Source organism: Mesorhizobium denitrificans (genome assembly GCF_003403035.1).
GTDB lineage: Bacteria > Pseudomonadota > Alphaproteobacteria > Rhizobiales > Rhizobiaceae > Mesorhizobium_G > Mesorhizobium_G denitrificans.
The window spans coordinates 62287-86601 of sequence record NZ_QURN01000002.1 but is presented as its reverse complement, the minus strand read 5'-3'; the positions used below and the strand labels follow the sequence as shown (position 1 = coordinate 86601).

At 58.2% G+C, this 24315-nt stretch carries 22 protein-coding genes and 2 tRNA genes; 11 read left to right on the top strand and 13 right to left on the bottom strand.

The features are described from left to right. Positions 1-66 precede the first annotated feature (66 nt). Entirely contained in the window at positions 67-1959 is a 1893-nt protein-coding gene (locus tag DY251_RS02925) for a caspase family protein (RefSeq protein ID WP_116622366.1), read from the top strand. A 6-nt stretch (positions 1960-1965) separates the two neighbouring features. Here the strand turns inward: DY251_RS02925 and DY251_RS02920 are convergent, their stop codons facing one another. The 5 genes from DY251_RS02920 to DY251_RS02900 form a co-directional block, all read right to left on the bottom strand. Beyond that, complete coding sequence (locus DY251_RS02920) at positions 1966-2427, bottom strand: hypothetical protein (protein WP_116622365.1); 462 nt, start codon at positions 2425-2427, stop codon at positions 1966-1968. Then, positions 2424-3227 (bottom strand): hypothetical protein, encoded by an 804-nt coding sequence (locus DY251_RS02915; protein ID WP_116622364.1) that lies wholly within the window; start codon positions 3225-3227, stop codon positions 2424-2426. Before DY251_RS02915 ends, DY251_RS02920 begins: the two co-directional genes overlap by 4 nt. Positions 3228-3281: 54 nt before the next feature. After that, positions 3282-5828, bottom strand: coding sequence for an HWE histidine kinase domain-containing protein (locus tag DY251_RS02910; RefSeq protein ID WP_116622363.1), 2547 nt, complete (start codon positions 5826-5828; stop codon positions 3282-3284). Further along, the gene (locus tag DY251_RS02905; RefSeq protein ID WP_116622362.1) at positions 5821-6411 is read right to left on the bottom strand and encodes a biliverdin-producing heme oxygenase; all 591 of its coding nucleotides are present in this window, start codon (positions 6409-6411) and stop codon (positions 5821-5823) included. Before DY251_RS02905 ends, DY251_RS02910 begins: the two co-directional genes overlap by 8 nt. A 172-nt stretch (positions 6412-6583) precedes the next feature. Further along, a tRNA-Pro gene (locus DY251_RS02900) sits at positions 6584-6660 on the bottom strand. 171 nt (positions 6661-6831) lie between these two features. Here DY251_RS02900 and DY251_RS02895 point away from each other — a divergent pair. The 3 genes from DY251_RS02895 to DY251_RS02885 all read left to right on the top strand — a co-directional run bounded on the left by DY251_RS02895 (position 6832) and on the right by DY251_RS02885 (position 7915). Further along, entirely contained in the window at positions 6832-7137 is a 306-nt protein-coding gene (locus DY251_RS02895) for an ETC complex I subunit (RefSeq protein WP_116622361.1), read from the top strand. 14 nt (positions 7138-7151) lie between these two features. Beyond that, a tRNA-Arg gene (locus DY251_RS02890) sits at positions 7152-7228 on the top strand. A gap of 231 nt (positions 7229-7459) precedes the next feature. Further along, positions 7460-7915, top strand: a complete 456-nt coding sequence (locus tag DY251_RS02885) for an NUDIX hydrolase (protein WP_116622360.1) — start codon at positions 7460-7462, stop codon at positions 7913-7915. Between the two features lie 4 nt (positions 7916-7919). Here the strand turns inward: DY251_RS02885 and DY251_RS02880 are convergent, their stop codons facing one another. Next, positions 7920-9092, bottom strand: coding sequence for a cystathionine beta-lyase (locus DY251_RS02880; RefSeq protein WP_116622359.1), 1173 nt, complete (start codon positions 9090-9092; stop codon positions 7920-7922). Between the two features lie 292 nt (positions 9093-9384). Between DY251_RS02880 and DY251_RS02875 the strand changes: the two genes are divergently transcribed. The 4 genes from DY251_RS02875 to DY251_RS02860 all read left to right on the top strand — a co-directional run bounded on the left by DY251_RS02875 (position 9385) and on the right by DY251_RS02860 (position 13695). After that, positions 9385-10410 (top strand): amino acid ABC transporter substrate-binding protein, encoded by a 1026-nt coding sequence (locus DY251_RS02875; protein WP_116622464.1) that lies wholly within the window; start codon positions 9385-9387, stop codon positions 10408-10410. An 87-nt stretch (positions 10411-10497) separates the two neighbouring features. Then, positions 10498-11688, top strand: coding sequence for an amino acid ABC transporter permease (locus tag DY251_RS02870; protein ID WP_116622358.1), 1191 nt, complete (start codon positions 10498-10500; stop codon positions 11686-11688). 3 nt (positions 11689-11691) lie between these two features. Continuing rightward, complete coding sequence (locus DY251_RS02865) at positions 11692-12852, top strand: amino acid ABC transporter permease (RefSeq protein WP_116622357.1); 1161 nt, start codon at positions 11692-11694, stop codon at positions 12850-12852. 39 nt (positions 12853-12891) lie between these two features. Beyond that, positions 12892-13695: an amino acid ABC transporter ATP-binding protein gene (locus DY251_RS02860; protein ID WP_116622356.1), complete on the top strand. Its 804-nt coding sequence runs from the start codon at positions 12892-12894 to the stop codon at positions 13693-13695. A gap of 16 nt (positions 13696-13711) precedes the next feature. Here the strand turns inward: DY251_RS02860 and DY251_RS02855 are convergent, their stop codons facing one another. Then, entirely contained in the window at positions 13712-14920 is a 1209-nt protein-coding gene (locus DY251_RS02855) for an FAD-dependent monooxygenase (RefSeq protein ID WP_116622355.1), read from the bottom strand. 24 nt (positions 14921-14944) lie between these two features. Next, complete coding sequence (locus DY251_RS02850) at positions 14945-15190, bottom strand: zinc-finger domain-containing protein (protein WP_116622354.1); 246 nt, start codon at positions 15188-15190, stop codon at positions 14945-14947. 247 nt (positions 15191-15437) lie between these two features. On the opposite strand from DY251_RS02850, the gene DY251_RS02845 reads away from it, so the two are divergent. Beyond that, on the top strand, positions 15438-17621 hold the full coding sequence (locus DY251_RS02845; protein ID WP_116622353.1) for an RNA degradosome polyphosphate kinase: 2184 nt from the start codon (positions 15438-15440) through the stop codon (positions 17619-17621). A gap of 4 nt (positions 17622-17625) precedes the next feature. After that, positions 17626-19164 carry an exopolyphosphatase gene (ppx, locus tag DY251_RS02840; protein WP_116622352.1) on the top strand — a complete coding sequence of 513 codons (1539 nt, stop codon included), beginning with the start codon at positions 17626-17628 and terminating at the stop codon, positions 19162-19164. Positions 19165-19223: 59 nt separating this feature from the next. Here the strand turns inward: ppx and DY251_RS02835 are convergent, their stop codons facing one another. Continuing rightward, on the bottom strand, positions 19224-19607 hold the full coding sequence (locus DY251_RS02835) for a DoxX family protein (protein ID WP_116622351.1): 384 nt from the start codon (positions 19605-19607) through the stop codon (positions 19224-19226). A 164-nt stretch (positions 19608-19771) separates the two neighbouring features. Further along, positions 19772-21166, bottom strand: coding sequence for a class II fumarate hydratase (gene fumC / locus DY251_RS02830; RefSeq protein ID WP_245415837.1), 1395 nt, complete (start codon positions 21164-21166; stop codon positions 19772-19774). 213 nt (positions 21167-21379) lie between these two features. On the opposite strand from fumC, the gene DY251_RS02825 reads away from it, so the two are divergent. Further along, positions 21380-21769, top strand: coding sequence for a DoxX family protein (locus DY251_RS02825; RefSeq protein ID WP_116622463.1), 390 nt, complete (start codon positions 21380-21382; stop codon positions 21767-21769). Positions 21770-21810: 41 nt separating this feature from the next. Here DY251_RS02825 and DY251_RS02820 read toward each other — a convergent pair whose 3' ends face one another. From DY251_RS02820 to groES, 3 genes are all read right to left on the bottom strand, one after another. After that, a complete protein-coding gene (locus DY251_RS02820; protein WP_245415836.1) occupies positions 21811-22014 on the bottom strand; it encodes a DUF1236 domain-containing protein in 204 nt (67 codons plus the stop codon). Positions 22015-22264: 250 nt separating this feature from the next. Continuing rightward, positions 22265-23908: a chaperonin GroEL gene (gene groL / locus DY251_RS02815; protein WP_116622349.1), complete on the bottom strand. Its 1644-nt coding sequence runs from the start codon at positions 23906-23908 to the stop codon at positions 22265-22267. Positions 23909-23960: 52 nt separating this feature from the next. Further along, complete coding sequence (groES, locus tag DY251_RS02810) at positions 23961-24257, bottom strand: co-chaperone GroES (protein ID WP_116622348.1); 297 nt, start codon at positions 24255-24257, stop codon at positions 23961-23963. Positions 24258-24315: the final 58 nt, after the last annotated feature.

The window sequence follows — 24315 nt, the reverse complement described above, 5'->3', positions numbered from 1 at the left end:
TGGTCAAGTTTACAAGCGGGCGTGTAGATTTATCCTGCTTTGCGAATTGACCGTGAGGGATACTCGATGCGTCTGGATTTGCTGTGCGGTGCTGCACTTCTGTGTGCGATTCCAACAGCGCACGCCGATACGGCCTCTGATCTTGCGATATGCGCGGACGAGCGCGTCAAAACCGCAATTCTGCCGATAGAAGAACTGACGAAGGCAGAGAGGTCCTGCACCAAAGTGCTGGACGACGCAGCAACCAGCGAGCCGGATCGCCAGAAGGCAGCGTTTTTCAGAAGTTTGAGCCGGTTTTTACAGGTTGTGCAGAGCGGCATGGCGTTTGAGCCTAATCCCGATGGCTCAATGCCCGAATATAAGGTGCCCACGAAGGAGGACGTAAGCGCGGCGCTTGCGGACATAGATGCGGCTATCAAGCTGAACGGACCGCTGAAGAGCGAAGCGCTCGCCCTGCGTGTGACCATCAACCAGACCATCGGTGTGGATGACGGCATCGGCAGCGACATACAGGAAGCGATGCAGGCGGCGCCGAATGACCCGACGCCCTATGTGCAAAGGGCGCTGGAAGCGGAGCGAAAGGGCGAGGTGAGCGCTGCATTTGCCGACCTCAATCGAGCGCTCGAACTCGATCCGCAACTGGGTACGGCACTGACCGCGCGCGGACTGTTGTTCAGGCGCATCGGGGAACTTGGAAAGGCGCGCGAGGATATGATCGCGGCGGCAGCGTTGGGACCGCCATACAGGCGGCTGGCGCTGATGCGGAAGTCGGACATCGAAGCTCGCACAGGCGATTTGCGCGCTGCCTATGAGGATATGCTGGCGGCCGCGAAGGAAACGGGCGACATGCCGGAAGAGGACGCCAACTCGACAAACGCCGATCTTCTGGTGCGCGCTGGCGATCTGGCGCTGGATAACCTGAAAGATCCCGGTACGGCGGAGGTTCTCTACAATGAGGCGGGCAAGCTGAAGCCGGATGATTGGAAATGGGTGCTCGGTCTGGGCCGCGCGGCGGAGGCGCAGCAGGACAAGGCGAAAGCGATAGAGATTTATCGACGCATTCTGGATGGCACGCGCGACACTCCAAACCTGCTTGAACGAAATGACGCGTCATGGCGGTTGAAGCAACTAACGCAGGTGCTGTTGCAACGCCGGGCAGGGCAGTTTGCGCCGGGATTCGAGTTTGGTGTCGTGCCAGAAAACCCTTCGCCGGATGGCGTGAAGCGGCTGGCTTTCATCATGGGATCAAGCAACTACGCGGAACTGCCAAGCCTGCCAAATGCGCGCCGCGATGCAGCGGCGATTGCGAGCAGGCTGGCGGATATGGGGTTCGACGAGGTTGAGATTGCCGAGGATATTGACGGCGCAAATCTGAAAAGCTTGCCCGGCTATGTCGCCGAACGCGCAAAGGAAGCCGACATCGTCGTCGTATTCTACGCCGGTCACGGCGTGGAGACGGAGGGTGTCAATTATCTCGTGCCAGTGGATGCCACGCTGGAAACCGACAAGGAGCTACAGACAAAGGCGCTTGCATTGCGTGAACTGACGGATGCGGCAAGCAATGCGCGGCACGGTGCGCTGGTTATAGTCGATGCATGCCGCGATGATCCTTTTATCGAGGCAAAAGCGGTGGCGGCTTCACGCAGCGCCGCAGGCGGGCATCGAGAAGCGATGCCGGAGCGGCTTCACATGGGTCTGGCGGTTTCGCCCACGCCGCTGGAAAACAATGTTGTGCTTCACTCAACCCAGCCGGGGAAAACCGCAGCGGATGGCAGCGGACTGGATAGCCCATTCGTGGTGGCCTTGCTGCAAACACTATCGACGCCCGGTCTGACGCTTGACGAGGTGGTGCAAGAAACATCAACGCGCGTATCGGAATTGACGAACGGGGAGCAGGTTCCGGCGGCATATGGCGAAGCGCCTGCCGCCCGCATCTTGCCGGATGCGACGGCGCAATAAGGCTCGTTATGGCGCGGTGACCGTGAGCGTAACCTCGCCGCGCCCCGTGCGACCTTCCCTGTCGACCGCCTCGATGACAATTACATGCTCTCCAGCAGGCGCGACCACTTCCGGAGCTTCAATGCCCTCAGCAGTAATGAACGGCTTGATGCGCGCCGTGAGGTCGACATTGGGCTCGCGCAGATATGTTACGCGCACCTGCTCGGGGTCGATCTGGACGCCGTTGCGCGGCTTGAACTTGACCGCAAAGCGAAAAACACCATGCACGCCGATGGGCGATGGAGCCAGCGTGTCAATGCCAGGACCGCGCGTGATGTTGCGGCTCGTTCCATCGGCATCCGAGGCGGGCAACTTCGCCTCCTCCGGCGTAATGAGTTGAACAGGCTCGGCTGCGAACGCGGGCAAAAGGCTTGCGGACAAGATGGCTGACGCAGCGAAAATGGCGCGTATTCCCGACAGTGCACTCATCCAGACAACCCCACTATTCCTGCGAAAAGACCCGTGATTGCGGATACCAAGGTTCCGAGGAGTAAAACCGTCAATTCAATGGCTTTCAACGTATCCAAAGGCATGCTCTTGTTCATGGCGAGCAGCCCTTGGCGCAGGCGCGGAAGACTTGTGAGGCCGCGACCTGCCATTGCAACAAACAACATGCGCAGCAGCATACCAGACAGCATCGATGCGCCGATGCTCAGCATGTAATACATTGTCTCGCGCCAAGCTGCCGTGCTTTGCGGGAGGATCGGGATTCCATCGATCCAGCCTAGGATGGCGTTCATCGACCATACGCACACGATGGCAAAGACGACCGCGGTGACTGCATCCATCCAGCCAAGGCGCGGCCTGCGACCAAGATACGCAAAGCCAGCCGCCAGTGGTATCGCTATCGAGGAAAAGCGCAGGACCGATAGTGGCAGGTCCAGCCACAAAACAACCATCGCATAGGCAAGCAGAAGCGCTGCGAAGCCGATCAGAAGCGGCCAAAATCGTCTCGGACCAGCGCGGAATGCTTCTTCTGACATTTGACCGGTGGGGGCAGGAAGCAGTTGCGTGCTGATCCTTTCGGCGCGCATCAGGTTCAACTGGCTTTCAAGGGAAGCGATTGAACCTTCCAATTTGGAAATGCGCGAAATGAGCGGCAAAACGGGCGTCAAATCCCGGCTGCAGCAACGGCAGGAAATCACGCCGGTTTCCAGCAACGCGTTGCAATAGGGACAGGCGAATGTCTCCAGCTTTTGCGCTTCAATCTTCAAAAATGTGCCCCGCATTTCCGCACCGCCGTGCAGTTGGGACTAATTGTTAATGTAAAGAAGGGCTTGCCGCTAGCGGGGGCTTCGATCACGGTTAGCGGAATGATCTGCGAGCGCAACAGCAACCGCGTTCATGATCGACTCGCTGTCATAGGGTTTGCGAACGACAGGAACATCCGCGAAGCGTTCCGTGTGGCCAGCGGCGTCGCCATAACCCGTGGCAAAGGCGAAAGGGATGCCGCGTTCACTCAAGGCGTCCGCAACGGGAAGCGACGTTTCATGGCCAAGATTGAGGTCAAGAATCGCGACGGTCGGTTGACGTTCTTCAAGCAGGCTCAAAGCCTCGGCGGTGGAACTGGCGACGATAACCTCCTTGGCGCCCGCGTCTTCGAGAATGGCTTCCAGATCCATCGCTATCAGCATCTGGTCTTCGACAACCATGACGACCATGTCGCCTGACAATCCGCTGGTTTGTGCAGCATCGACGGATTGGGCGCGCTCGCCGGTCGTCGGCTGATCAGCCAGGCTCACAAATTTGGAAGGTATGGAAAACTGGGCGGTGACGCCGTGAGGATCATAATTGATACGGCTGCTGCCTTTGAGATCGTAGGGGACGCTGCGCTCAATCAGCACCGAGCCAAAGCCGGTGCGCTTCGGCGGCAATACGGCGGGCCCGTCGCTTTCTTTCCATCGAATTTCGCAATGGCCGTTCTCGATGCTCCACTTTACGGCAAGCTTGCCATGCTTGGAGGATAGCGAGCCATATTTGGCAGCGTTCGTGGCAAGCTCGTGAAGCACAAGCGCCATGACCGAATAGGCGCGCGCATCAAGCCATACCGCAGGCCCGGCGATGGTGATGCCCTCGCGCCAATATGGTGAGAGTTCCGAGCGGACCAGATCTTCGAAAAGGCCGCCATTGTCGCCACGCACAACCTGATCATGCGCGTGCGAGAGAGCCTGAATCCGGCCTTTCAGGGAGCTGACGTATTTTTCGAGCGAGCCTTCCGGCTCAAGCGGATGCTCAATCAGCGATTTTATGATCGCGAGAATGTTTTTGACGCGGTGATTCAACTCCTGATTGAGCATTTTCTGGCGAAGGTCCGATTTCTGCCGCTCTTCTTCAAGCAACTCGCTCTGTTGAAGCAGGATATCGACCAAGGCCACGCGCAAGGTTTCGGCGGTTTGCAACTCGGTGTCTTCCCACGGCTGCGCCTGGTTTCGAACCGTCTCTTTCCAGATGGAAAAGCTCTTACGCGGAGTGAGGCGGTCGCCAAGCGGGCCTGTCTCATACGTTTTGTCGGGATTGCCCGCCCAATCCAGATTTTTCACCTTCTCCCGGCGAAAGAAGAACAGACAATCATCGCCAAGCTTGGCCAAAGGTATAGCGAGCACGCCAGCGAAATTCGCATGATGACCGGCAAACTCGGTCGCGGTGGCGCTCAGGCTGTGTGTCGACCAAATCCTGGCGTCACCGTCGCCTCTCAGCCACGAAACAAGAGGCTTTGCATCGCCTGCGGCAGGCGCTGCGCCATAGCCGAACCATTGGCCATCCAGCCACACGCCGGCACCGTCCGACGGTATGAGGTCCATCAACGCAGAGAAATTTGATTTCAGCAGATCACCGACCGATGAGTAAGTCGAGGCCGAGGACAGCAGGCAATCAAGGCTTGAGCGAGCGTGGGTTGCTGCCGCCAGCTTTTCTTCGGTCAGGCTTGCGGCCAGATGCAGGCTGAAGAATTCCCCGAACATTTCAGCGGCCACTCGCTGCGCCATGCCAAGATATTTGGGCGAGTAGTGATGGCAGGCGATGAGCCCCCATAGCTCGCCGTTCAGAATGATAGAAATCGACATGGACGCGCCGACGCCCATGTTGCGCAGATATTCGAGGTGAATGGGCGAAACGCTTCTGAGATGCGCAAAAGTGAGGTCGAGCGCTGCGCCAGATGGCGGGAGAATCGCAGCGCGCGGCCCGCTTGCGTCGGAAATGATGCGGATCGTGTTTCGCAGATAAAGCGCGCGCGCCTGCTGGGGAATGTCGGTCGCGGGGAAATATTGCCCGAGGAAGCTTTCCAGATCAGGCCGCTTTAATTCGGCAATGACCTTGCCGGAACCATCGGTGTCGAATCGATACACCATGACCCGGTCATATTTCAGGAGGGTCTTGATGGAGCGCGCGGCCGCCATAATGAGCTTCTCTGAGCTGCGCAACTCGCCCATATTACCGATAAGCTGACGGGCGAGCGCAAAAGGCTCCTCGGCGTTTTCAGCCGGTTCAAACTCAATGATGACCGTACCGCGATGCTCGTGGACGGCGAGGTCGAAACGCCTGCCGCCCGGCAACTCGACGCCGAACAGCATGGCTGGCCGGCCAATTGTGTGAAAGCTTTTCAGCGCCGTCATAACCTTGGCGCGCGCTTCCCGGCCAATCGTCTGCTCGACTGGCGCACCTATAAGATCGCCGTCGGCGATGCCAAGCATGTTCGCTGCATTTTCCGAGCATCGGGAAAATGTGGCGAGAGCGGAATCGCAGGCCAGCAGACAGCCGTGCGGCTGAATGCTGCCGGGCACGTGAATAGGCTCACGGTCGCAGTTGGTCAGATTTACGGGTTCGCTATTCATCTACCGTATCGACAAAGCCATCTATTGCTTGATGAAACGCAGACCGCGCGGTGGATACGGCCAGTTCAAGGTCAAAAGGTTCCCACGCGTTGAGACATGAGAGAAACTGCCGCCACGGCGCAATATCATTCGACATAACCGCCAGATGCATCGCGCCATTGCCTTTGTGGATGTCGAGCGCAGCAGCCCGCACCACCAACAGCCGGGCGCCCAGCGACGAGCCCACAACAACATAAAGCAGGCCAAGCAACTGGCTGACCGATGTGATGTCCGGACGGCGTGACGGTTTTCGGCTGATTTCGAGACCCATAGCAGACAGATCGCGCTCAAGGGCAGGGGCTATGAAGGGAGGGTGCCAGCCATTCCATTCCGCGGGCCAATGAGCGATTTGGAGCGTCCTTTCGATGTCGAAGCGGAACCTCGCAATTCCCTGCAAATAGCGTCGATAGTTCGAGAGGGAATCGAAAGAACCGACGCGCTGATCCAGCAATTCGTGAATATCGGCGGTGCGCTCTTTGATTTCAAAACGGCGATCCGGAATCGCCTTGGCCGGCGCCGGAACTAGCATTTCAGCGATCTGCATAAACCCGCTTCTTCTGCCCGCGTTTTAGGCGCGTTGAATTTTGATCAAGACATAGCTTGGACGAACCTGGCTAGCAACGCGCGAAATACCGCCTGTGTTCCATGAAATGGCAAATGTATAGGCGGTGAAGAATTGAGCGTGAGTGAAAAACGCCAGTTGATTGGCAGTCTAGTGGTCGGAGTGGCAGGATTCGAACCTGCGACCCCCTGATCCCAAATCAGGTGCGCTACCAGGCTGCGCTACACTCCGACGGCCGTAATGGCGCGGTGCACTGCCTATGATGTTAGGCGAGCGCATGCAAGCCCCCTGACGCCAAATTATTCAAGAAGTAACAGCGATGCCATTCGGCGGCTTGCGACATTGGTCCACTCGCAGTATTGAGCAGGCAATATCCTGTTCCAGATATACAAAGTGAGCGACATGTCCGCCCGTATATTCAGCCCGGCCAAAACGGCCATGCAATCCGGCAAGGCAAAGACCGGCTACTGGGTTCTGGAATTCGATCCGTCCCAGCCGCTCAAGATCGACCCGCTGATGGGCTACACCTCATCTGGCGACATGAGGCGTCAAATCAAGCTGACGTTTGAAACGCGCGAGGAAGCCGAAGCCTATGCCAAAAAGCACGGCATCGAATATCGCGTGCAGGAGCCCAAGGAAGCCAAGCGCCGCACGATTTCCTACTCCGACAATTTCCGGTATGACCGCAAAGTGCCCTGGACGCACTAAGCACAGCAGCATCCGGTCCCGTAGCTCAGTTGGATAGAGCAACAGCCTTCTAAGCTGTGGGTCGCAGGTTCGAGCCCTGCCGGGATCGCCATTTTAGCTCTGCTGTCCGTTAAAAAGATCGGTTCGCAGTGACATGGCCCCATATGCCAGTGTGGGCCACGCAAACGATTGCAGGCAATGGTTATTGTTGGCGCGGCGCGTTTAGGCCGAGTGGCGGCGCCATGCTGATTTTCATGCTGCGCAGTCTGGCTGCGAACTTTTCTTATGAGGGAGGCCGAATCGGGCTTGAATTAATTAGCCGGATTATGAATCCTTCGTCTGGATGAAGCAGAAAAAAGCAAAAGCGCTCATAGAGAGAGGGAAAGACATAAGGCAAGTCGCTGCCTTACCCTTTCGCATATCCGATGATGGTGAACTCAAAGTGCTGCTGATCACCTCGCGCGGCACGCGACGTTTCGTAATTCCCAAGGGCTGGCAGATGGACGGCCTGAAGGATTGGGACGCTGCCGCGCTGGAAGCGCGCGAGGAAGCGGGCATCAAAGGCGAAGTGCAGAAAAAGCCGATCGGCGAATATCAATATTGGAAGCGGCTCAAAACCGCGTTCGTGCCGATCAATGTTGTGGTCTATCCGCTGGAAGTGACCGGCAGCATGCCCCGCTGGCGCGAAGCCAAGCAGCGCCGACGCGGCTGGGTGGATTGGGAACAGGCCAAGGTTCTGGTTGATGAGCCGGAGCTCATCAGCCTGATCGATGAATTTGCAACTTCTGTGAAGAAGTAGAGTTTCACGCAGCCCGCGCTGCCGCAAGGCCGCGTTCAAGGTCTGCCTTGATGTCCGTTACATCCTCAAGACCGATTTGCAGACGCAGAACCGGACCGGGGTAGGGACCCTTTGCAACCACGCGGTCGCCGAGGAAAACTGGAACCGCAAGGCTTTCGTAGCCGCCCCACGAATAGCCCAGACCGAAGATTTGCAGCGCATCGAGGAAGGCATGGGCCTGCTCTTGGCCGCCGCCGTCCAGCGCAATTGAGAAGATGCCGCTTGAGCCGCTGAAATCGCGCTTCCACAGCGCGTGGCCCGGATGCGATTCCAGAGCCGGATGCAGAACTTGCGCGACGCCGGGCTGTTGCTCCAGCCAGCGGGCGATTTCAAGCGCGCTTTTCTGATGATGTTCAAGCCGCAGGCCCATCGTGCGCAGGCCGCGCAGCACTTGATAGACATCGTCCGGCCCAGCGCAACAACCCATGCTTATGAATGTTTCATGGAGCTTCGGCCAGCAGGCCTCGTTGGCCGAAACAGTGCCCAGCAACACATCGGAATGACCGGCGGGATATTTGGTGGAGGCGTGGATCGAAATGTCCACCCCGTGGTCGAGCGGGCGGAAATAAAGCGGCGTGGCCCAGGTGTTGTCCATCATGACAACGGCTCCAGCGGCTTTCGCAGCTTTGGCAATTGCCGGAATGTCCTGCATCTCGAAGGTGTTCGATCCTGGTGATTCGGTGAATACCACGCGCGTGTTTGGCTTCAGCAGGGCCTTGATGCCAGCGCCGACAAGCGGATCGTAATACTCCACCTCAACGCCCAGGCGCTTGAGCATCGTGTCCGCGAAGTTGCGGGTGGGGTGGTAGACCGAATCAACGATCAGCACATGGTCGCCTGACGACAGAAAGGCGAGCAGCGGAATCGTGACCGCGGCGAGCCCGGAGGGCACCATGATGGTTCCGGCTGAACCTTCCAGCGAATCGATCGCGATGCCGAGCGCATCGGTGGTGGGGGTGCCGCGCGTGCCATACGTATATTTCTGTGCACGGCGCGCGAGCGTGTCAGCATTGGGGAAAAGGACGGTCGAAGCATGCACGACCGGCGGATTGACGAAGCCGAAGAAGGCATGCGGATCATTGCCCGTGTGGGCTAGCCGCGTATTTATGCCAAGCTTTTCCTTGTCAGTCTTTGCCATTTTTTACCCCGTTGAACTGTGGAAAAAGCAATTAGCGGTGCGCGGTGGCGCCTGCAATACGTCATTGTTGAGCCAGCAAATCAGGCGGCCGCCAGGGAACAATTTATCCCAGATCACGAAACCATTAGGCCAATTCAACTTGACCTGACTAAAATAATGTCATTGGTTATTTTTCGTGAGCGAAGCGCGAACCGCGGAGCAGGACGATGTTGCCAATGGGGTACAGGGCCGGCAGGAACGTTCGCCTTCAGACGCAACGGGACATCTGAAAAACAAAAAGGGTCAGAGGGTTATGAACAAAGCAAAAGTTATTCTCGGCGCCGCCCTACTGGGCTTGGTGGCCGGGGCAGCCTCGGCAGATACACTGGATGACGTCAAAAAGAAGGGTTTCTTACAGTGCGGCGTAAACACCGGTCTCGCCGGTTTCTCCTCGCCAAACGACAAGGGTGAATGGACCGGTCTCGATGCCGATTTCTGCCGCGCGGTTGCAGCAGCAGTGTTCGGAGATGCGACCAAGGTGAAGTTCACACCATTGAGCGCAAAAGACCGCTTCACGGCGCTTCAGTCCGGTGAAGTCGACATTCTGTCGCGCAACACCACCTGGACGATCAACCGCGATACCGCACTCGGCCTGAACTTCGCGGGCATCACCTATTATGACGGTCAGGGCTTCATGGTGAACTCCAAGAAGCTGCCCGGCATCACCTCCGCGCTTCAGCTTTCCGGCGCCGCTATCTGCGTGCAATCCGGCACGACGACCGAGTTGAACCTCGCCGACTACTTCAAGGCGAACAAGATGGAATACACGCCGGTCGTGTTCGAGAAGTTCGAAGAAGCCAACGCCGCCTATGACGCTGGCCGCTGCGACGCCTACACCACCGACCAGTCGGGTCTCTATGCTGTTCGCCTCCAGATGAGCGCGCCGGACGATCACGTCGTTCTGCCGGAAATCATCTCCAAGGAACCGCTCGGGCCGGCAGTGCGCCAGGGCGACGATAAGTGGTTTGACATCGTGAAGTGGACCTACTTCGCTCTGCTGAACACCGAAGAAGCCGGCATCACGCAGGCAAACGTCGAAGAGATGAAGTCCACCGAAAATCCGGACCTGCGCCGTCTGCTCGGTGTCGAGGCTGATACGAAGATCGGCACCGACCTCGGCCTGACCAACGATTGGGTTGTCAACATCGTCAAGGGCGTTGGCAACTATGGCGAAATCTTCGAGCGCAATGTCGGCACCGGCAGCCCGCTGAAGATCGCACGCGGCGCGAATGCGCTTTGGACCAAGGGCGGCCTGCAATACGGCCCTCCAATCCGCTAAGCGGATCAGGCCGGGAGCGCAAAAAACGCCCCGGCCTTTTTTCCGGGCGAGACAAATATGTCCGTCCGGCAATGGAAGGGGAACGATATGGCAACACAGGACGTGTTACCAGCGGGGCGATCGGAGAAGGTTTCCCTGCTCTATGATCCACGAGCGAGAAGTATCTTTTTTCAGGTGCTTATTGTTGCGCTTTTGGTGCTGGGCGGATGGTGGATTGTTGAAAATACACTCGAGAACCTGCGCCGCTCGAACATTCAGACAGGCTTCGCCTTCCTGAAAGGCCGGGCCGGGTTCGATATTCTTACGTCACTCATCCCGTATTCGTCGGATTCGACATTTGGCCGCGCCATTGTCGTCGGCATCTTGAATACCGCGCTGGTGGCTGTGACGGGTATTATCGCCGCGACGATCATTGGGTTTCTGGTTGGCGTCGGGCGCCTGTCCAACAACTGGCTTATCCGCAAGATTGCGACGGTTTACGTGGAATTGTTCCGCAATATCCCGCCTTTGCTGGTTATCCTGTTCTGGTATCAGGGCGTGCTTTCGCTGCTGCCGAATGTTCGCGACAGCTACTCGCTGCCGCTAAGCTCTTTCCTGAACAATCGCGGATTTTATCTACCGAGACCGGTTTGGGGGGAGGGTTCGTGGCTCATCCTCGTCGGTTTGGTGCTCGGCATCATATTCAGCTGGTTTGTGGCGCGGTGGGCGCGTGCACGGCAGGTGGAAACGGGCCAGCAATTTCCGGTGATCTGGACAAGCGTCGCGCTGATCCTGGGAATGCCGTTTCTCGGTTTCGTGCTTGGTGGATTCCCGCTGACGTTCGATCTGCCGCAGAAAGGGACGTTCAACCTCACCGGCGGCGCGAACATCAAGCCGGAATTCCTGTCGCTGTTCCTCGCGCTTTCTTTCTACACTGCAGCGTTCATCGCCGAGATTGTGCGCGCGGGCATCATGGGTGTGCCGCGCGGGCAGACGGAAGCCTATTCGGCGCTTGGCATTCGCCCCTCACAGGGGTTGCGGCTGGTGGTTATTCCGCAGGCGATGCGGATCATTATCCCGCCGCTGACAAGCCAGTATCTTAACCTGACGAAGAACTCATCACTGGCTGTGGCGATCGGCTATCCCGACCTCTACGCCATCGGCGGAACGATCCTGAACCAGACCGGTCAGGCCATCGAGGTGGTTGTCATTTTCATGGCGGTCTACCTCAGCTTGAGCATTCTGACCTCGCTGTTCATGAACTGGTTCAACGCCAAAATGGCGCTGAAGGAGAGATAAGCCATGCAGGAACATGATGTTGCATGGGTGAGAACCGAAATGGCCTTGGCGCAGGCTGCGCCAAGCTCGGCGGTTGGCCCGAATGCGTGGGTACGCAAGAACCTGTTCGCATCGCCCATTGACACGGTGCTGACCTTGATTGCCGCGCTGGCTGTTGTGTGGTTTCTGCCGCAAATCCTCAACTGGCTTTTCTTCAGCGCGGTTTGGTCTGGCGCAGACCGCACGGCATGCCTGACGACGGAGCAGGGCGGCCAGTTGCCAGCGGGATGGTCCGGCGCCTGCTGGCCATTTGTTGAGGCACGCTTCGGACAGTTCATGTTCGGTCGCTATCCTTTGGAAGAGCGCTGGCGCGTGATCCTGACAGGCGTGATTTTCATCGCACTGCTGATACCGTTGCTGACGCCGAGTGCACCATTCAAGAAACTCAACGCGATCCTCTTCTTCGTGGTGTTCCCGTTTGTTGCGTTCTTCCTGCTGGTCGGCGGCTATTTCGGCCTGTCCTATATCGAAACTCCGCTTTGGGGTGGCCTCATGGTCACGCTGGTCATCTCCTATGTCGGCATCGTGGTTTCGCTGCCGCTGGGTATCCTGCTGGCACTTGGGCGGCGGTCGAAAATGCCGATCATCAAGATGCTGTGCGTGGTGTTCATCGAGGCAATCCGCGGTGTGCCGCTGGTGACTGTACTGTTCATGGCAAGCTTCATGCTGCCGCTGTTCGTGCCGCCGGGCATGACCTTCGACAAGCTGTTGCGCGCGCTGATCGGCGTGGCGCTGTTCTCCTCGGCCTATATGGCGGAGGTGGTGCGCGGCGGTCTGCAGGCCATCCCGAAGGGGCAGTATGAAGGCGCGGATTCGCTCGGCCTGGGCTATTGGCAGAAGATGGGTTTCATCGTCATGCCGCAGGCGCTCAAGCTGGTCATTCCGGGCATCGTGAACACCTTCATCGGTCTGTTCAAGGACACGACGCTGGTGCTGATTATCTCCATGTTCGACCTGCTGGGTGTGGTGAAGCAGAGTATTTCGGGCGATCCGACCTGGGCAACGCCGCAGACAGCCAAGACCGGTTATGTCTTTGCAGCCGCAATCTTTTGGATATTCTGCTTCAGCATGTCACGCTACTCGATGTTCATGGAACGCCGTCTCGATACGAGCCATCGGAAATAACCCGATGGCTGCTAACGTAAACACATAGGGGAATTGGCAATGACCACAGAAAACGCCGTCGCTGCCGACGAGATCAATGTCGACGGCTCCAAAATGGAAGTGTCGAAAACCGACGTCGCAGTCGATATTATCGGCATGCATAAATGGTATGGCGAGTTCCACGTTCTGAAAGACATCAACCTCAAGGTTATGCGTGGCGAACGGATCGTCATTTGCGGGCCGTCCGGCTCGGGCAAGTCAACCATGATCCGCTGCATCAACCGATTGGAAGAGCACCAGAAGGGCCAGATCATTGTCGACGGCAAGGAACTGACCAACGACCTGAAAAAGATCGACGAGGTGCGGCGCGAGGTCGGCATGGTGTTCCAGCACTTCAACCTGTTTCCGCATCTGACGATTTTGGAAAATTGCACGCTGGCGCCGATCTGGGTGCGTAAGGTCCCGAAGAAGCAAGCCGAGGAAACGGCTATGCATTTCCTGCGCCGCGTGAAAATTCCGGAGCAGGCGCACAAATATCCGGGTCAGTTGTCGGGCGGCCAGCAGCAGCGCGTGGCGATTGCCCGCTCGCTGTGCATGAACCCACGCATCATGCTGTTTGACGAGCCGACATCGGCGCTCGATCCGGAAATGATCAAGGAAGTTCTGGATACTATGGTGGGTCTGGCCGAAGAGGGCATGACCATGCTCTGCGTGACCCACGAAATGGGCTTTGCGCGCAAGGTCGCCAACCGCGTGATCTTTATGGATGCGGGGCAGATCGTGGAGCAGAACACGCCGAAGGAATTCTTCGACCATCCGCAGCACGAGCGCACCAAGCTCTTCCTTAGCCAGATATTGCATTGAGGATAGTGCGGGTGGGTTAGATCGGACCATCCCACCCGTACAGCCAATCCATATCGGCCATCAGGGACTCTGGACTGCGCATTTTTAGCACCAGATCGCGCGCGGTTGCGGCCGGTCCCCATGCGTGCCACGCGAAGTGATTGAACGCACCGCGACGTGCGACTTTCAGCACGCGCCGACGCCGTTCGACGGTCCAGGTGTGGAGCGCTGCGGCGAGGTCAGGTGTATCAACAGTGCGAGCGGCGAGCGTTTCGGCGTCTTCAATCGCCATTGCCGCGCCCTGCGCCGCAAAGGGCGTCATAGCGTGGGCAGCATCACCAATGAGCGCCAGGCCAACGGGCGCTGACCAAGGCGCATCGAGATCTGCGACATGAATCGGCCAGGCGAGCCAATCGCCATCCGTGGCCAACGCGGCGACGGCCGGTGCGGTGCCGTACATGGCTTTTTGAAGCTTCGATGTCTGGCCCTCATGGCTCCAGCCGGTCGACATTTCAACACGGGTGGGCGTGAATGCGGCCAGATTGATCGCCTTACCTCCCCGCACGGGATAGGCAATCATATGAAAGCCAGGATGCAGAAACGCGGTTACGCATCGGCCGGGGCAGGCGGCGAGCAGCGCCTGCGCAGCAGGGGAATCCGTCGCCATAGTGCGCCGCCATGCGATCTGCCCGACGAATCGGCTTTCGCCGACTTTGCCCGAAAGCGCGCGAATGGTTGACCAGACGCCATCCGCGCCAACAATCAGTCGGCCCGAAACGTCCCGCTCGCCATCGTGTCGACCCACGGCGATGCGCGGTGCGTCGCTTTCCAGATCAATGTCGCTGACTGGCGCGTTCGTTGAGAGTTTGATGCTGGATTGTCGCGCGACGGCATTCAGCAAAGCGCGCTGCAAATCGGCGCGGTGCGATACGAGGTAGGGCGAACCCCAGCGAGCGCGGGCGGCTTGTCCGAGCGGCACGCGGCCAATCTCCCGCAGCGTATCGGCCCGGCGCAGCACGATAGCATCCGGCTCGACTGCGGTTTCCATGAGCTCGTCGAGCACACCAATGCGCGAGAGAAAGCGCGTGGCATTCGGCGAAAGCTGTAGCCCTGCGCCGACTTCTTCAAGCTTTTCGGCGCGCTCAAAGATTTGCACATCCGCGCCACGCCGCGCGAAAGCCAATGCGGCAGACAGTCCGGCAATACCAGCTCCGGCAATCAGAATGGATTGAGCTTTGGCTATCATGCGCGACCTTGGCGCGCGCCGCCCTCAGGCAGCGTGATCCAGATAGGCGCAGCCTTCCGGCAGGGTCTGGTCCGGGCGGAGCGACGGGTTGTAGCGGAACAGGGTCGAGCAATAGGGACAGACGCTTTCCGTATCGTCGCCCATGTCGAGAAACACATGTGGGTGATCGAAGGGCGGGTTCGCGCCCATGCACATGAACTCGGTGACGCCGATTTCAATGGTCGCATAGCCGCCGTCATTGTGGAAATGAGGGATCGCGCCCGCCGCCATGACTATGCTCCTTGCCGATGTTCTGGTTCCAAGCGTTTGAAACAATTCCGCGCGCTTTGCAAGAAGCCGCTGCGTCGCGGGTGAATAACCTTCGAACGGAAATTAGGCACCCTTGGCGAGCCGTGCTTCGCAAAGCATTTCCCCCATGGAGACTGTCACATCATTGAAACGAAAATGTCGCAAAAGCCTGTCAAATGGTTAGACTAGAGACGTTGCGGGGTCGGTGCAAAGCACCGGATATTGGAACATGAATGAGCTAAAGCCATTGCGAGTGGAAGTTTCGGGTGCGGGGAGTGAAACGGAGGGGAATCCCGACCGTTTCGTGAATCGTGAGTTTTCGTGGCTCCAGTTCAACCGGCGCGTTCTGGAAGAGTCGGAAAATATTTCGCACCCGCTGCTTGAGCGCGTGCGGTTTCTGTCGATTTCAGCCGCCAATCTCGATGAATTCTTTATGGTGCGCGTCGCCGGCCTGGCCGCGCAGGTGCGGCAGGGAATCGCGATAAAAAGCCCGGACGGACGCACGCCGCAGGAGCAACTTGACTATCTGCTGCTGGAGGTGGGGCGCCTTCAGGAGGACCAGCACAACAGCTTCGATAATTTGAACGCGGTGCTCAAGAAAGAGCATATTGAGATTGTTTCCGCCGACGCGCTTTCCAAAGACGAGCAGGTTTGGCTGCAGGAGCATTTCCGCGACCAGATTTTCCCGGTTCTGACACCGCTTTCCATCGACCCGGCGCACCCGTTCCCGTTCATTCCCAATCTCGGTTTTTCGATAGCGCTGCAACTGCGGCATCTGCGCAACGGCGAAGAAATGTCCGCCTTGCTGCGTCTGCCGGTGGCGCTGAAGCGGTTTATCAGACTACCCGACACCAAGAAGAAGCATGTGCGCTTCATCCCTCTGGAAGCGACAGTGAACCTGTTCGTGGGCAAGCTGTTTCCGGGCTACGAGGTCAAAGGTTCCGGCACGTTCCGCATCATTCGAGACAGCGATATCGAGGTTGCCGAAGAGTCTGAAGATCTCGTGCAACTGTTTGAGACGGCACTCAAGCGCCGCCGCCGCGGCTCGGTTATTCGTATCGAATTTGACGGCCAGATGCCGGCAGAATTGCGCGACTTCGTTGCGCAGGAACTCGGCGTTTCCGGCAGCCGCATCAGCGTGCTGAAAGGTATGCTTGCCATAAACCAGATTTCCGAACTGGTATCCGTAGCGCGCGATGATCTTAAATTCACGCCTTATAATCCGCGCTTTCCCGAACGAATTCGTGACCACGGCGGCGATTGCTTCGCGGCAATCGGCGAAAAGGACATTATCGTTCATCACCCCTACGAATCGTTCGACGTGGTGGTTCAGTTTCTGCGGCAGGCGGCGGCTGACCCGGAAGTGGTGGCGATCAAGCAGACGCTTTACCGTACTTCAAACGACAGCCCGATCGTACGCGCGCTTGTGGATGCGGCGGAAGCGGGCAAGTCTGTCACCGCGCTTGTCGAATTGAAGGCGCGCTTTGACGAAGAAGCAAACATCCGCTGGGCGCGCGACCTCGAACGCGCTGGCGTGCAGGTGGTTTTCGGCTTTATGGAGCTGAAAACACACGCGAAAATGTCGCTTGTGGTACGGCGCGAAGACGGCAAGCTGCGCAACTATGTGCATCTTGGAACGGGCAATTATCACCCGATCACCGCGCGCATTTACACCGACCTGTCATTCTTTACGACGGATGCGCAAATCGCGCGCGATGTGGCCCTGATCTTCAATTTCATCACGGGTTACGCTGAGCCGACAAAAGAAATGACCATCGCTGTGTCGCCGTTCACGCTCCGCAGCCGCATTCTCGGTCACATCGAGCAGGAAGTCGTCCACGCGAAGGAGGGGCGGCCCGCGCGCATTTGGTTGAAGATGAATTCGCTGGTCGATCCGCAGATTATCGACGCGCTATATGCGGCGAGCCGCGCGGGCGTGGAAATCGAACTCGTGGTGCGTGGCATTTGCTGCCTGCGACCGCAGGTGCCGGGCCTTTCCGACAATATCCGCGTGAAGTCGATTGTCGGGCGTTTCCTGGAACACAGCAGGATTTATTGCTTCGGCAACGGCCACGGCCTGCCATCAGACGAGGCGATTATCTATATTTCGTCGGCGGACCTTATGCCGCGCAACCTCGATCGCCGTGTGGAATGCATGGTGCCGATCAAGAACAAGACTGTGCATGAGCAGGTTTTGAACCAGATCATGCTGGGCAACATCGTGGACAACCAGCAAAGTTTCGATGTACTGGCTGATGGCACTTCGCGGCGCGTGGTGCTCGAAGAAGGCGAGGAACCCTTCAACGCTCAGGAATATTTCATGACCAACCCAAGCCTCTCGGGCCGGGGTGACGCACTGAAATCTCACGCGCCAAAGCGGATTGCCCAGTTTAAGCGGCGCAAGAAGGCATAGCAGTTTGATCGAACGCTCACAGGGCAGACTTCAGGACCGTCGCCCGGTTTCCGTGATCGACATAGGATCCAACTCGATCCGTCTTGTTGTGTATGAGGGTCTGGTGCGCTCGCCGACAATCTTCTTCAACGAGAAGATGCTGGCGGGTCTCGGTCGCGGGATTGTCTCAACCGGCAAGCTGGACCCGGAAGCGGTGACGCGCTCAATCGAAGAATTTCGGCGGTTTCGCGCGCTTTCCGAGCAAGCAGGCGCGCGGGAACTGCATGTTGTTGCAACAGCGGCGGCACGCGAGGCCAAGAATGGGCCAGACTTCATCCGGCGCGCGGAGAAAATTCTCGGCACGTCGATCAATGTTCTGTCGGGGCGTGAAGAAGCGCATTATTCGGCGCTTGGCGTTATTTCCGGCTTCCGCAACCCGGTGGGCGTCGTGGGCGATCTCGGCGGCGGCAGTCTCGAACTCGTCGAGGTGAATGGCTACGAAATCGGCGAGGGGATTACCTTGCCACTCGGCGGATTGCGGCTTCAGGATATGGCGAATGGCTCGCTGCTGCAGGCAATGAAGATCGCGCGCCAGGAACTGGCAGGCGCAAAACTACTTAAAAACGGTGAGGGCAAGGCCTTCTACGCCGTTGGCGGAACGTGGCGAAACCTCGCGCGGCTGCACATGCACGCGACGGGCTATCCACTTGGAATCATGCACAATTACGAGATGGATCCTGTGCAGTCTATGGATTTTCTGGCGACGGTCGCGACGGGAAATATCGACCGCATGGCGGGCATCGACGCGGTTTCCAAAAGCCGGCGCGCGCTGCTTTCATATGGTGCGATTGTGCTGCGCGAAATCGTGGAGCGGATGAAGCCCTCTAAAATTGTGCTGTCGGCTACTGGCGTGCGCGAGGGCTATCTCTATTCGCTGCTGCCGCGCCGCAAACAGCGCGAAGACCCGCTGATTGCCGCCGCTGAGGAGCTTGCCGTGCTGCGCGCACGCGATGTCGAACACGCGCATGAACTGGTGGATTGGACGGCCGCGTCGTTTCGTGCATTTGGCATTGATGAGACGGAGGACGAGGCGCGCTATCGCGAAGCGGCGTGCCTGCTGGCCGATATCGGCTGGCGCGCGCATCCTGAATATCGCGGAACGCAATCGCTGAACATCATCGCACACGCGTCGTTTACCGGCGTGGATCACCCGGGACGGGCCTATATCGCGCTGGCGAACCTGTTCCGGCACGAAGGCGTGATGAATGATTCCGCGGCAAGCGCCGACCTGTTGCGGCTGGCAACACCACGCTATCTCGAACGCGCGCGGATTCTGGCTGCACTTTTCCGCGTGGTGTATTTGCTGTCCGCTTCCATGTCCGGGATCATTCCGCGACTGAAATGGGAAAAGCGCGACAATGGCGTGCTGGCGCTGGTCATTCCGGCTGAGGATGCTGCACTGTTCGGGGAGCGTCCGATCGGACGGCTCGCCCAACTTGCCAAGCTGACGGGCAAAAAGCTCGAACTCGCCGTTGAGGGCGGAACGCCTATTCCGGAAAAATAACCGGTGACGGAAAAGAAGAAGGCCCGCAACTGGCGGGCCTTTTTTGTTTGTGTCAGGTGTTATGTGCGCTTTGCGTCAACCGAGTAGATGCCAGCGCCGAACGCTGCCAGCACAAGGAAACCGCCAGCAATTGCGAGGTTCTTCTGTGCCATCAGAAGCTGCATCGGATCAGCAAAGTTCATGTGCGCGATAGCCGTTGCTGCGAGCGTGAATACAGCCAAAACCAGTGCGACAGCGCGGGTCTTGAAGCCCACGAGGATTGCAAGGCCGCCAAACAGTTCGAGCAGACCGACGAGGACCGCAACGATCATCGGTGCGGGCAGGCCAACAGCCGCGAAGAATTGAGCCGTACCGGCGAGCCCGGTGAGCTTGGCAAAGCCGGACATAATGAAAAGAACCGACAGGAAAATCCGGCCGACGAGGACAAGAAGGTTGGAGGACATGAATCTGCGTTCCCGGTTGAATATGCGGCACTATTAACGCGCGAGTGCTGGTTCGGCGAGCCAGCAGCTTGCGAACGGATCGTTCATTAATGGTGAACGGCAAAGGGCGGGGTGTTCACAACGAAGGTTCTTGAACAAGATGATCAAGCCCGGTGCCCGGTTCCTCAGCCCGGATGGGTCATAAGCTCGGCGCGGACGATGGTGTCGTATTCCTTCTCCGTAACGAGGCCGGTCTTCAGCGCTTCTTCGCGCAGGGTGGTGCCGTTCTTGTGCGCGGTCTTGGCGATCTTCGCAGCGGCGTCGTAGCCGATGGTTGGAGCCAGCGCCGTGACCAGCATCAGGGAGCGCTCGAGAGCGGCCTTGATATTGTCCTTGCGCGCCTCGATGCCGACGACACAATTGTCCGTGAAGGACACAGCAGCATCTGACATGAGTTGCACGGATTGCAGGAAATTATACGCCATGACCGGGTTGTAGACGTTCAGCTCGAAATGGCCCTGACTGCCCGCGAAACTAATGGTGGCATTGTTGCCGAACACCTGCACGCAAACCTGCGTCATGGCCTCGCACTGGGTGGGATTCACCTTGCCCGGCATGATGGACGAGCCCGGCTCGTTTTCTGGCAACGAAAGCTCGCCAAGACCGGAGCGCGGACCCGAGCCAAGGAAGCGAATGTCGTTTGCGACTTTGTAAAGAGCGGCAGCGGCGGCGTTGATCGCCCCGTGCGAGAACACCATCGCGTCGTGTGCAGCGAGCGCTTCGAACTTGTTCGGTGCCGTTACGAAAGGCAGCTTCGTGATCTTGGCGATGCGCCTGGCGACCTTTTCGGCAAAACCAATGGGCGCATTCAGCCCGGTGCCGACGGCAGTGCCACCTTGGGCCAGTTCGTAAAGACCGGGCAGGGTGCTTTCGATGCGCTTGATCGAAGATTCGACCTGCGCGGCATAACCACCAAATTCCTGCCCAAGCGTGAGAGGCGTGGCATCCTGCGTGTGCGTGCGCCCAATCTTGACGATCTTGTCGAACGCCTTCGACTTTTTTGCCAGCGCCTTGTGCAGATGCTTGAGAGCGGGCAGTAGGTCGTGAACGATGCGCTCAGCGCAGGCGACATGCATCGCCGTCGGGTAGGTGTCGTTCGACGACTGGCTCATGTTCACATGGTCGTTCGGATGAACCGGCTTCTTCGAGCCCATCTCACCACCAAGCATTTCAATAGCGCGGTTGGAAATGACCTCATTGGCGTTCATGTTTGACTGAGTGCCCGAGCCAGTCTGCCAGACGACCAGCGGAAAATGATCGTTCAGCTTGCCGTCGATGACCTCTTGCGCGGCAGCGACGATGGTATCGCCGATCTTCGGATCGAGCTTTTTCAGCTCCATATTGGCCTCAGCAGCGGCGCGCTTGACGATGCCAAGCGCACGCACGACAGCCACGGGCTGCTTCTCCCAGCCGATCTTGAAGTTTCCAAGCGAGCGCTGTGCCTGCGCGCCCCAATAACGGTCGCTTGCGACTTCGATTGGGCCAAACGTATCGGTTTCGATGCGGGTCTTGTTCGCCACGACAGGCTCCTGAATTCAGAAATGCTGTCAGCGGACTAACCCTTCGCTGCGCTGCATTCAAGCCGCCCAAGCACCTGAATAGAAAACAAAATCGGTTAGAAAGCTGTGACCTGCTCCAGCGCTCACGGATTTGTCAGTTGCCCGCGATGTTGCACTGCGATTTGGCATGCTAGGGAGCGAGTGGCAAAAAACTTTCATCATGAGGTCAAGTTTATGGATTTTGCTTTTCTTCGGCCATATGCGCCGCATCTGCTCAGCATTCTTCGAATTTTCTCCGCGGGTACATTTTTCACCCATGGAACGATGAAACTGCTGGGCTGGCCGGCCGAATTTCCCTATCCTTTGAATGGGTTGACCACGACCGCAGCCGTGCTCGAAATTGTCGGCGGCCTGTTGCTGACAGTTGGTCTGTTCTCACGGCCGGTGGCGTTCGTTCTGTCGGGTCTGATGGCGTTTGCCTACTTCCTCGGCCATGCAGGCAGCGGATTCTTCCCCGTACTGAACGGCGGCGAAGCGGCAATGCTATTCTGCTTCATATTCCTCTACATCGCCGCTGCCGGTCCGGGACCGATCAGCGTCGATGCGCAAATGGGCCGTAGCTGACAGGCTTCGGGCGATGCGGATTCCGCATCGCCCATTCGGTATTATTCAATGATCTGAACGATCTCGCGGGTTTCGGGGTCAACAATCAACGTGTGATCTCCCATCACGACATATCCGTAAGTCATGTCGGGCGCTTCAATTGGCGCAAGGGTGACTTCCGGCGGAAGTCGCTGGCCCACGGCAACGCCGTCGATAGCTTCGATTGGTTCAACGGGGTGCGCGATTACATATTCGCGAATTACCACTTGCTGCTCAGGCGCGATGATGACTTCCTGCGCCGAGGCAACGCCGATTCATGCCAGTAGCGCAGCACCAGCTATCAAGCCGATCATGCGTTTCATCTGATTTCTCCAGTTCGTTGAACACGGAGCCAAACGCGGTCGGCAAAGCCGCGTTCCTACACGCTTTGTTTCAGCGTTCACGCAAAAAACGCAGCGCACAAAGAAAAAGGGCGACCGTGAGGCCGCCCTTTCATAGTGGTGTGCCTTGGGAGGCTTAGAAATCCATGCCGCCCATGCCGCCCATTCCGCCGCCCGGCATAGCCGGCATCGGAGAGTCCTTCTTCGGAGCTTCGGCGATCATGGCTTCGGTGGTGACGAGCAGACCGGCAACCGAAGCTGCGTCCTGCAGAGCAGTGCGGACAACCTTGACCGGGTCAACGATGCCGAGGCTGATCATGTCGCCATATTCGCCCGTCTGAGCGTTGTAGCCGAAGGTAGACGACTTGTTCTCGAGGATCTTGCCAGCAACGATGGAAGCTTCTGCACCAGCGTTGGCAGCGATCTGACGGGCCGGAGCCTGCAGAGCGCGCTTCACGATGGCGATACCAGCGTCCTGATCGGCATTGGCGCCACGCGAGGTGACAGCCGAAGCAGCGCGCAGAAGCGCGGTGCCACCGCCAGGAACAATGCCTTCTTCAACCGCAGCGCGGGTTGCGTTCAGAGCATCGTCAACGCGGTCCTTCTTTTCCTTGACTTCAACTTCAGTCGCACCGCCGACGCGGATAACGGCAACGCCGCCGGCGAGCTTGGCAAGACGCTCCTGGAGCTTCTCACGGTCGTAGTCGGAAGTGGTTTCCTCGATCTGCTGCTTGATCTGGGCAACGCGGGCCTGAATCTCGGCCTTCTTGCCTGCACCGTCAACGATCGTGGTGTTTTCCTTCTCGATACGCACCTTCTTGGCGCGGCCAAGCATGTTGAGCGTAACGCTCTCGAGCTTGATGCCGAGGTCTTCGGAAATAACCTGACCACCGGTGAGGATCGCGATGTCTTCCAGCATTGCCTTGCGGCGGTCGCCGAAGCCCGGAGCCTTGACGGCAGCGATCTTGAGACCACCGCGCAGCTTGTTCACGACCAGCGTGGCAAGCGCTTCGCCTTCAACGTCTTCCGAGATGATGAGCAGCGGCTTGGAGGTCTGAACGACAGCCTCGAGAACCGGCAGCATCGCCTGGAGGTTGGAGAGCTTCTTCTCGTGGAGCAGGATGTAAGCGTCTTCGAGTTCCGCTACCATCTTGTCCGGGTTGGTGATGAAGTAAGGCGACAGGTAGCCGCGGTCGAACTGCATGCCTTCGACAACTTCGAGTTCGGTGTCGGCGGTCTTGGCTTCTTCAACCGTGATGACGCCTTCGTTGCCGACCTTCTGCATCGCTTCCGCAATCATCTTGCCGACCGACTCTTCGCCGTTAGCCGAGATGGTGCCGACCTGCGCGACTTCGTCCGAAGACTTGATCTTCTTGGCCTTCTTGATGAGGTCTGCGACGACTTCAGCAACCGCGATGTCGATACCGCGCTTGAGGTCCATCGGGTTCATGCCAGCAGCAACGGCCTTTGCGCCTTCCTGCACGATGGCCTGAGCCAGAACAGTAGCGGTCGTGGTGCCGTCACCAGCGATATCGTTGGTCTTCGAAGCAACTTCGCGGACCATCTGTGCGCCCATGTTTTCGAACTTGTCTTCGAGTTCGATTTCCTTGGCGACGGTGACGCCGTCCTTGGTGATGCGCGGAGCGCCGAACGACTTGTCGATAACGACATTGCGGCCCTTCGGCCCAAGCGTTACCTTCACAGCGTCAGCGAGAATGTTGACACCGCGCAGCATACGTTCGCGGGCGTCACGGGAAAATTTTACTTCTTTTGCAGCCATAGCTTAGCTCCTGGGCAAAATGCCCAATTCAGGTGATTGGTTGCGGGTGAGATCAGCCAATGATGCCCATGATGTCGGATTCCTTCATGATGAGAAGGTCTTCGCCATCGAGCTTCACTTCTGTGCCGGACCACTTGCCGAACAGCACGCGGTCACCGGTCTTGACGTCCAGCGGAACCAGCTTGCCGCTCTCATCGCGAGCGCCAGCGCCGACAGCGATGATTTCGCCTTCCTGCGGCTTCTCCTTGGCGGAGTCCGGAATGATGATGCCGCCTTTGGTCTTTTCTTCGGAATCAACCCGGCGGACGACCACGCGGTCATGAAGCGGGCGGAACTTCGTTTTTGCCATTTGGAATTATCCCTATCGGATGTTCTGAAATGTCCTCAATCCGGCAGAACCGGATGCG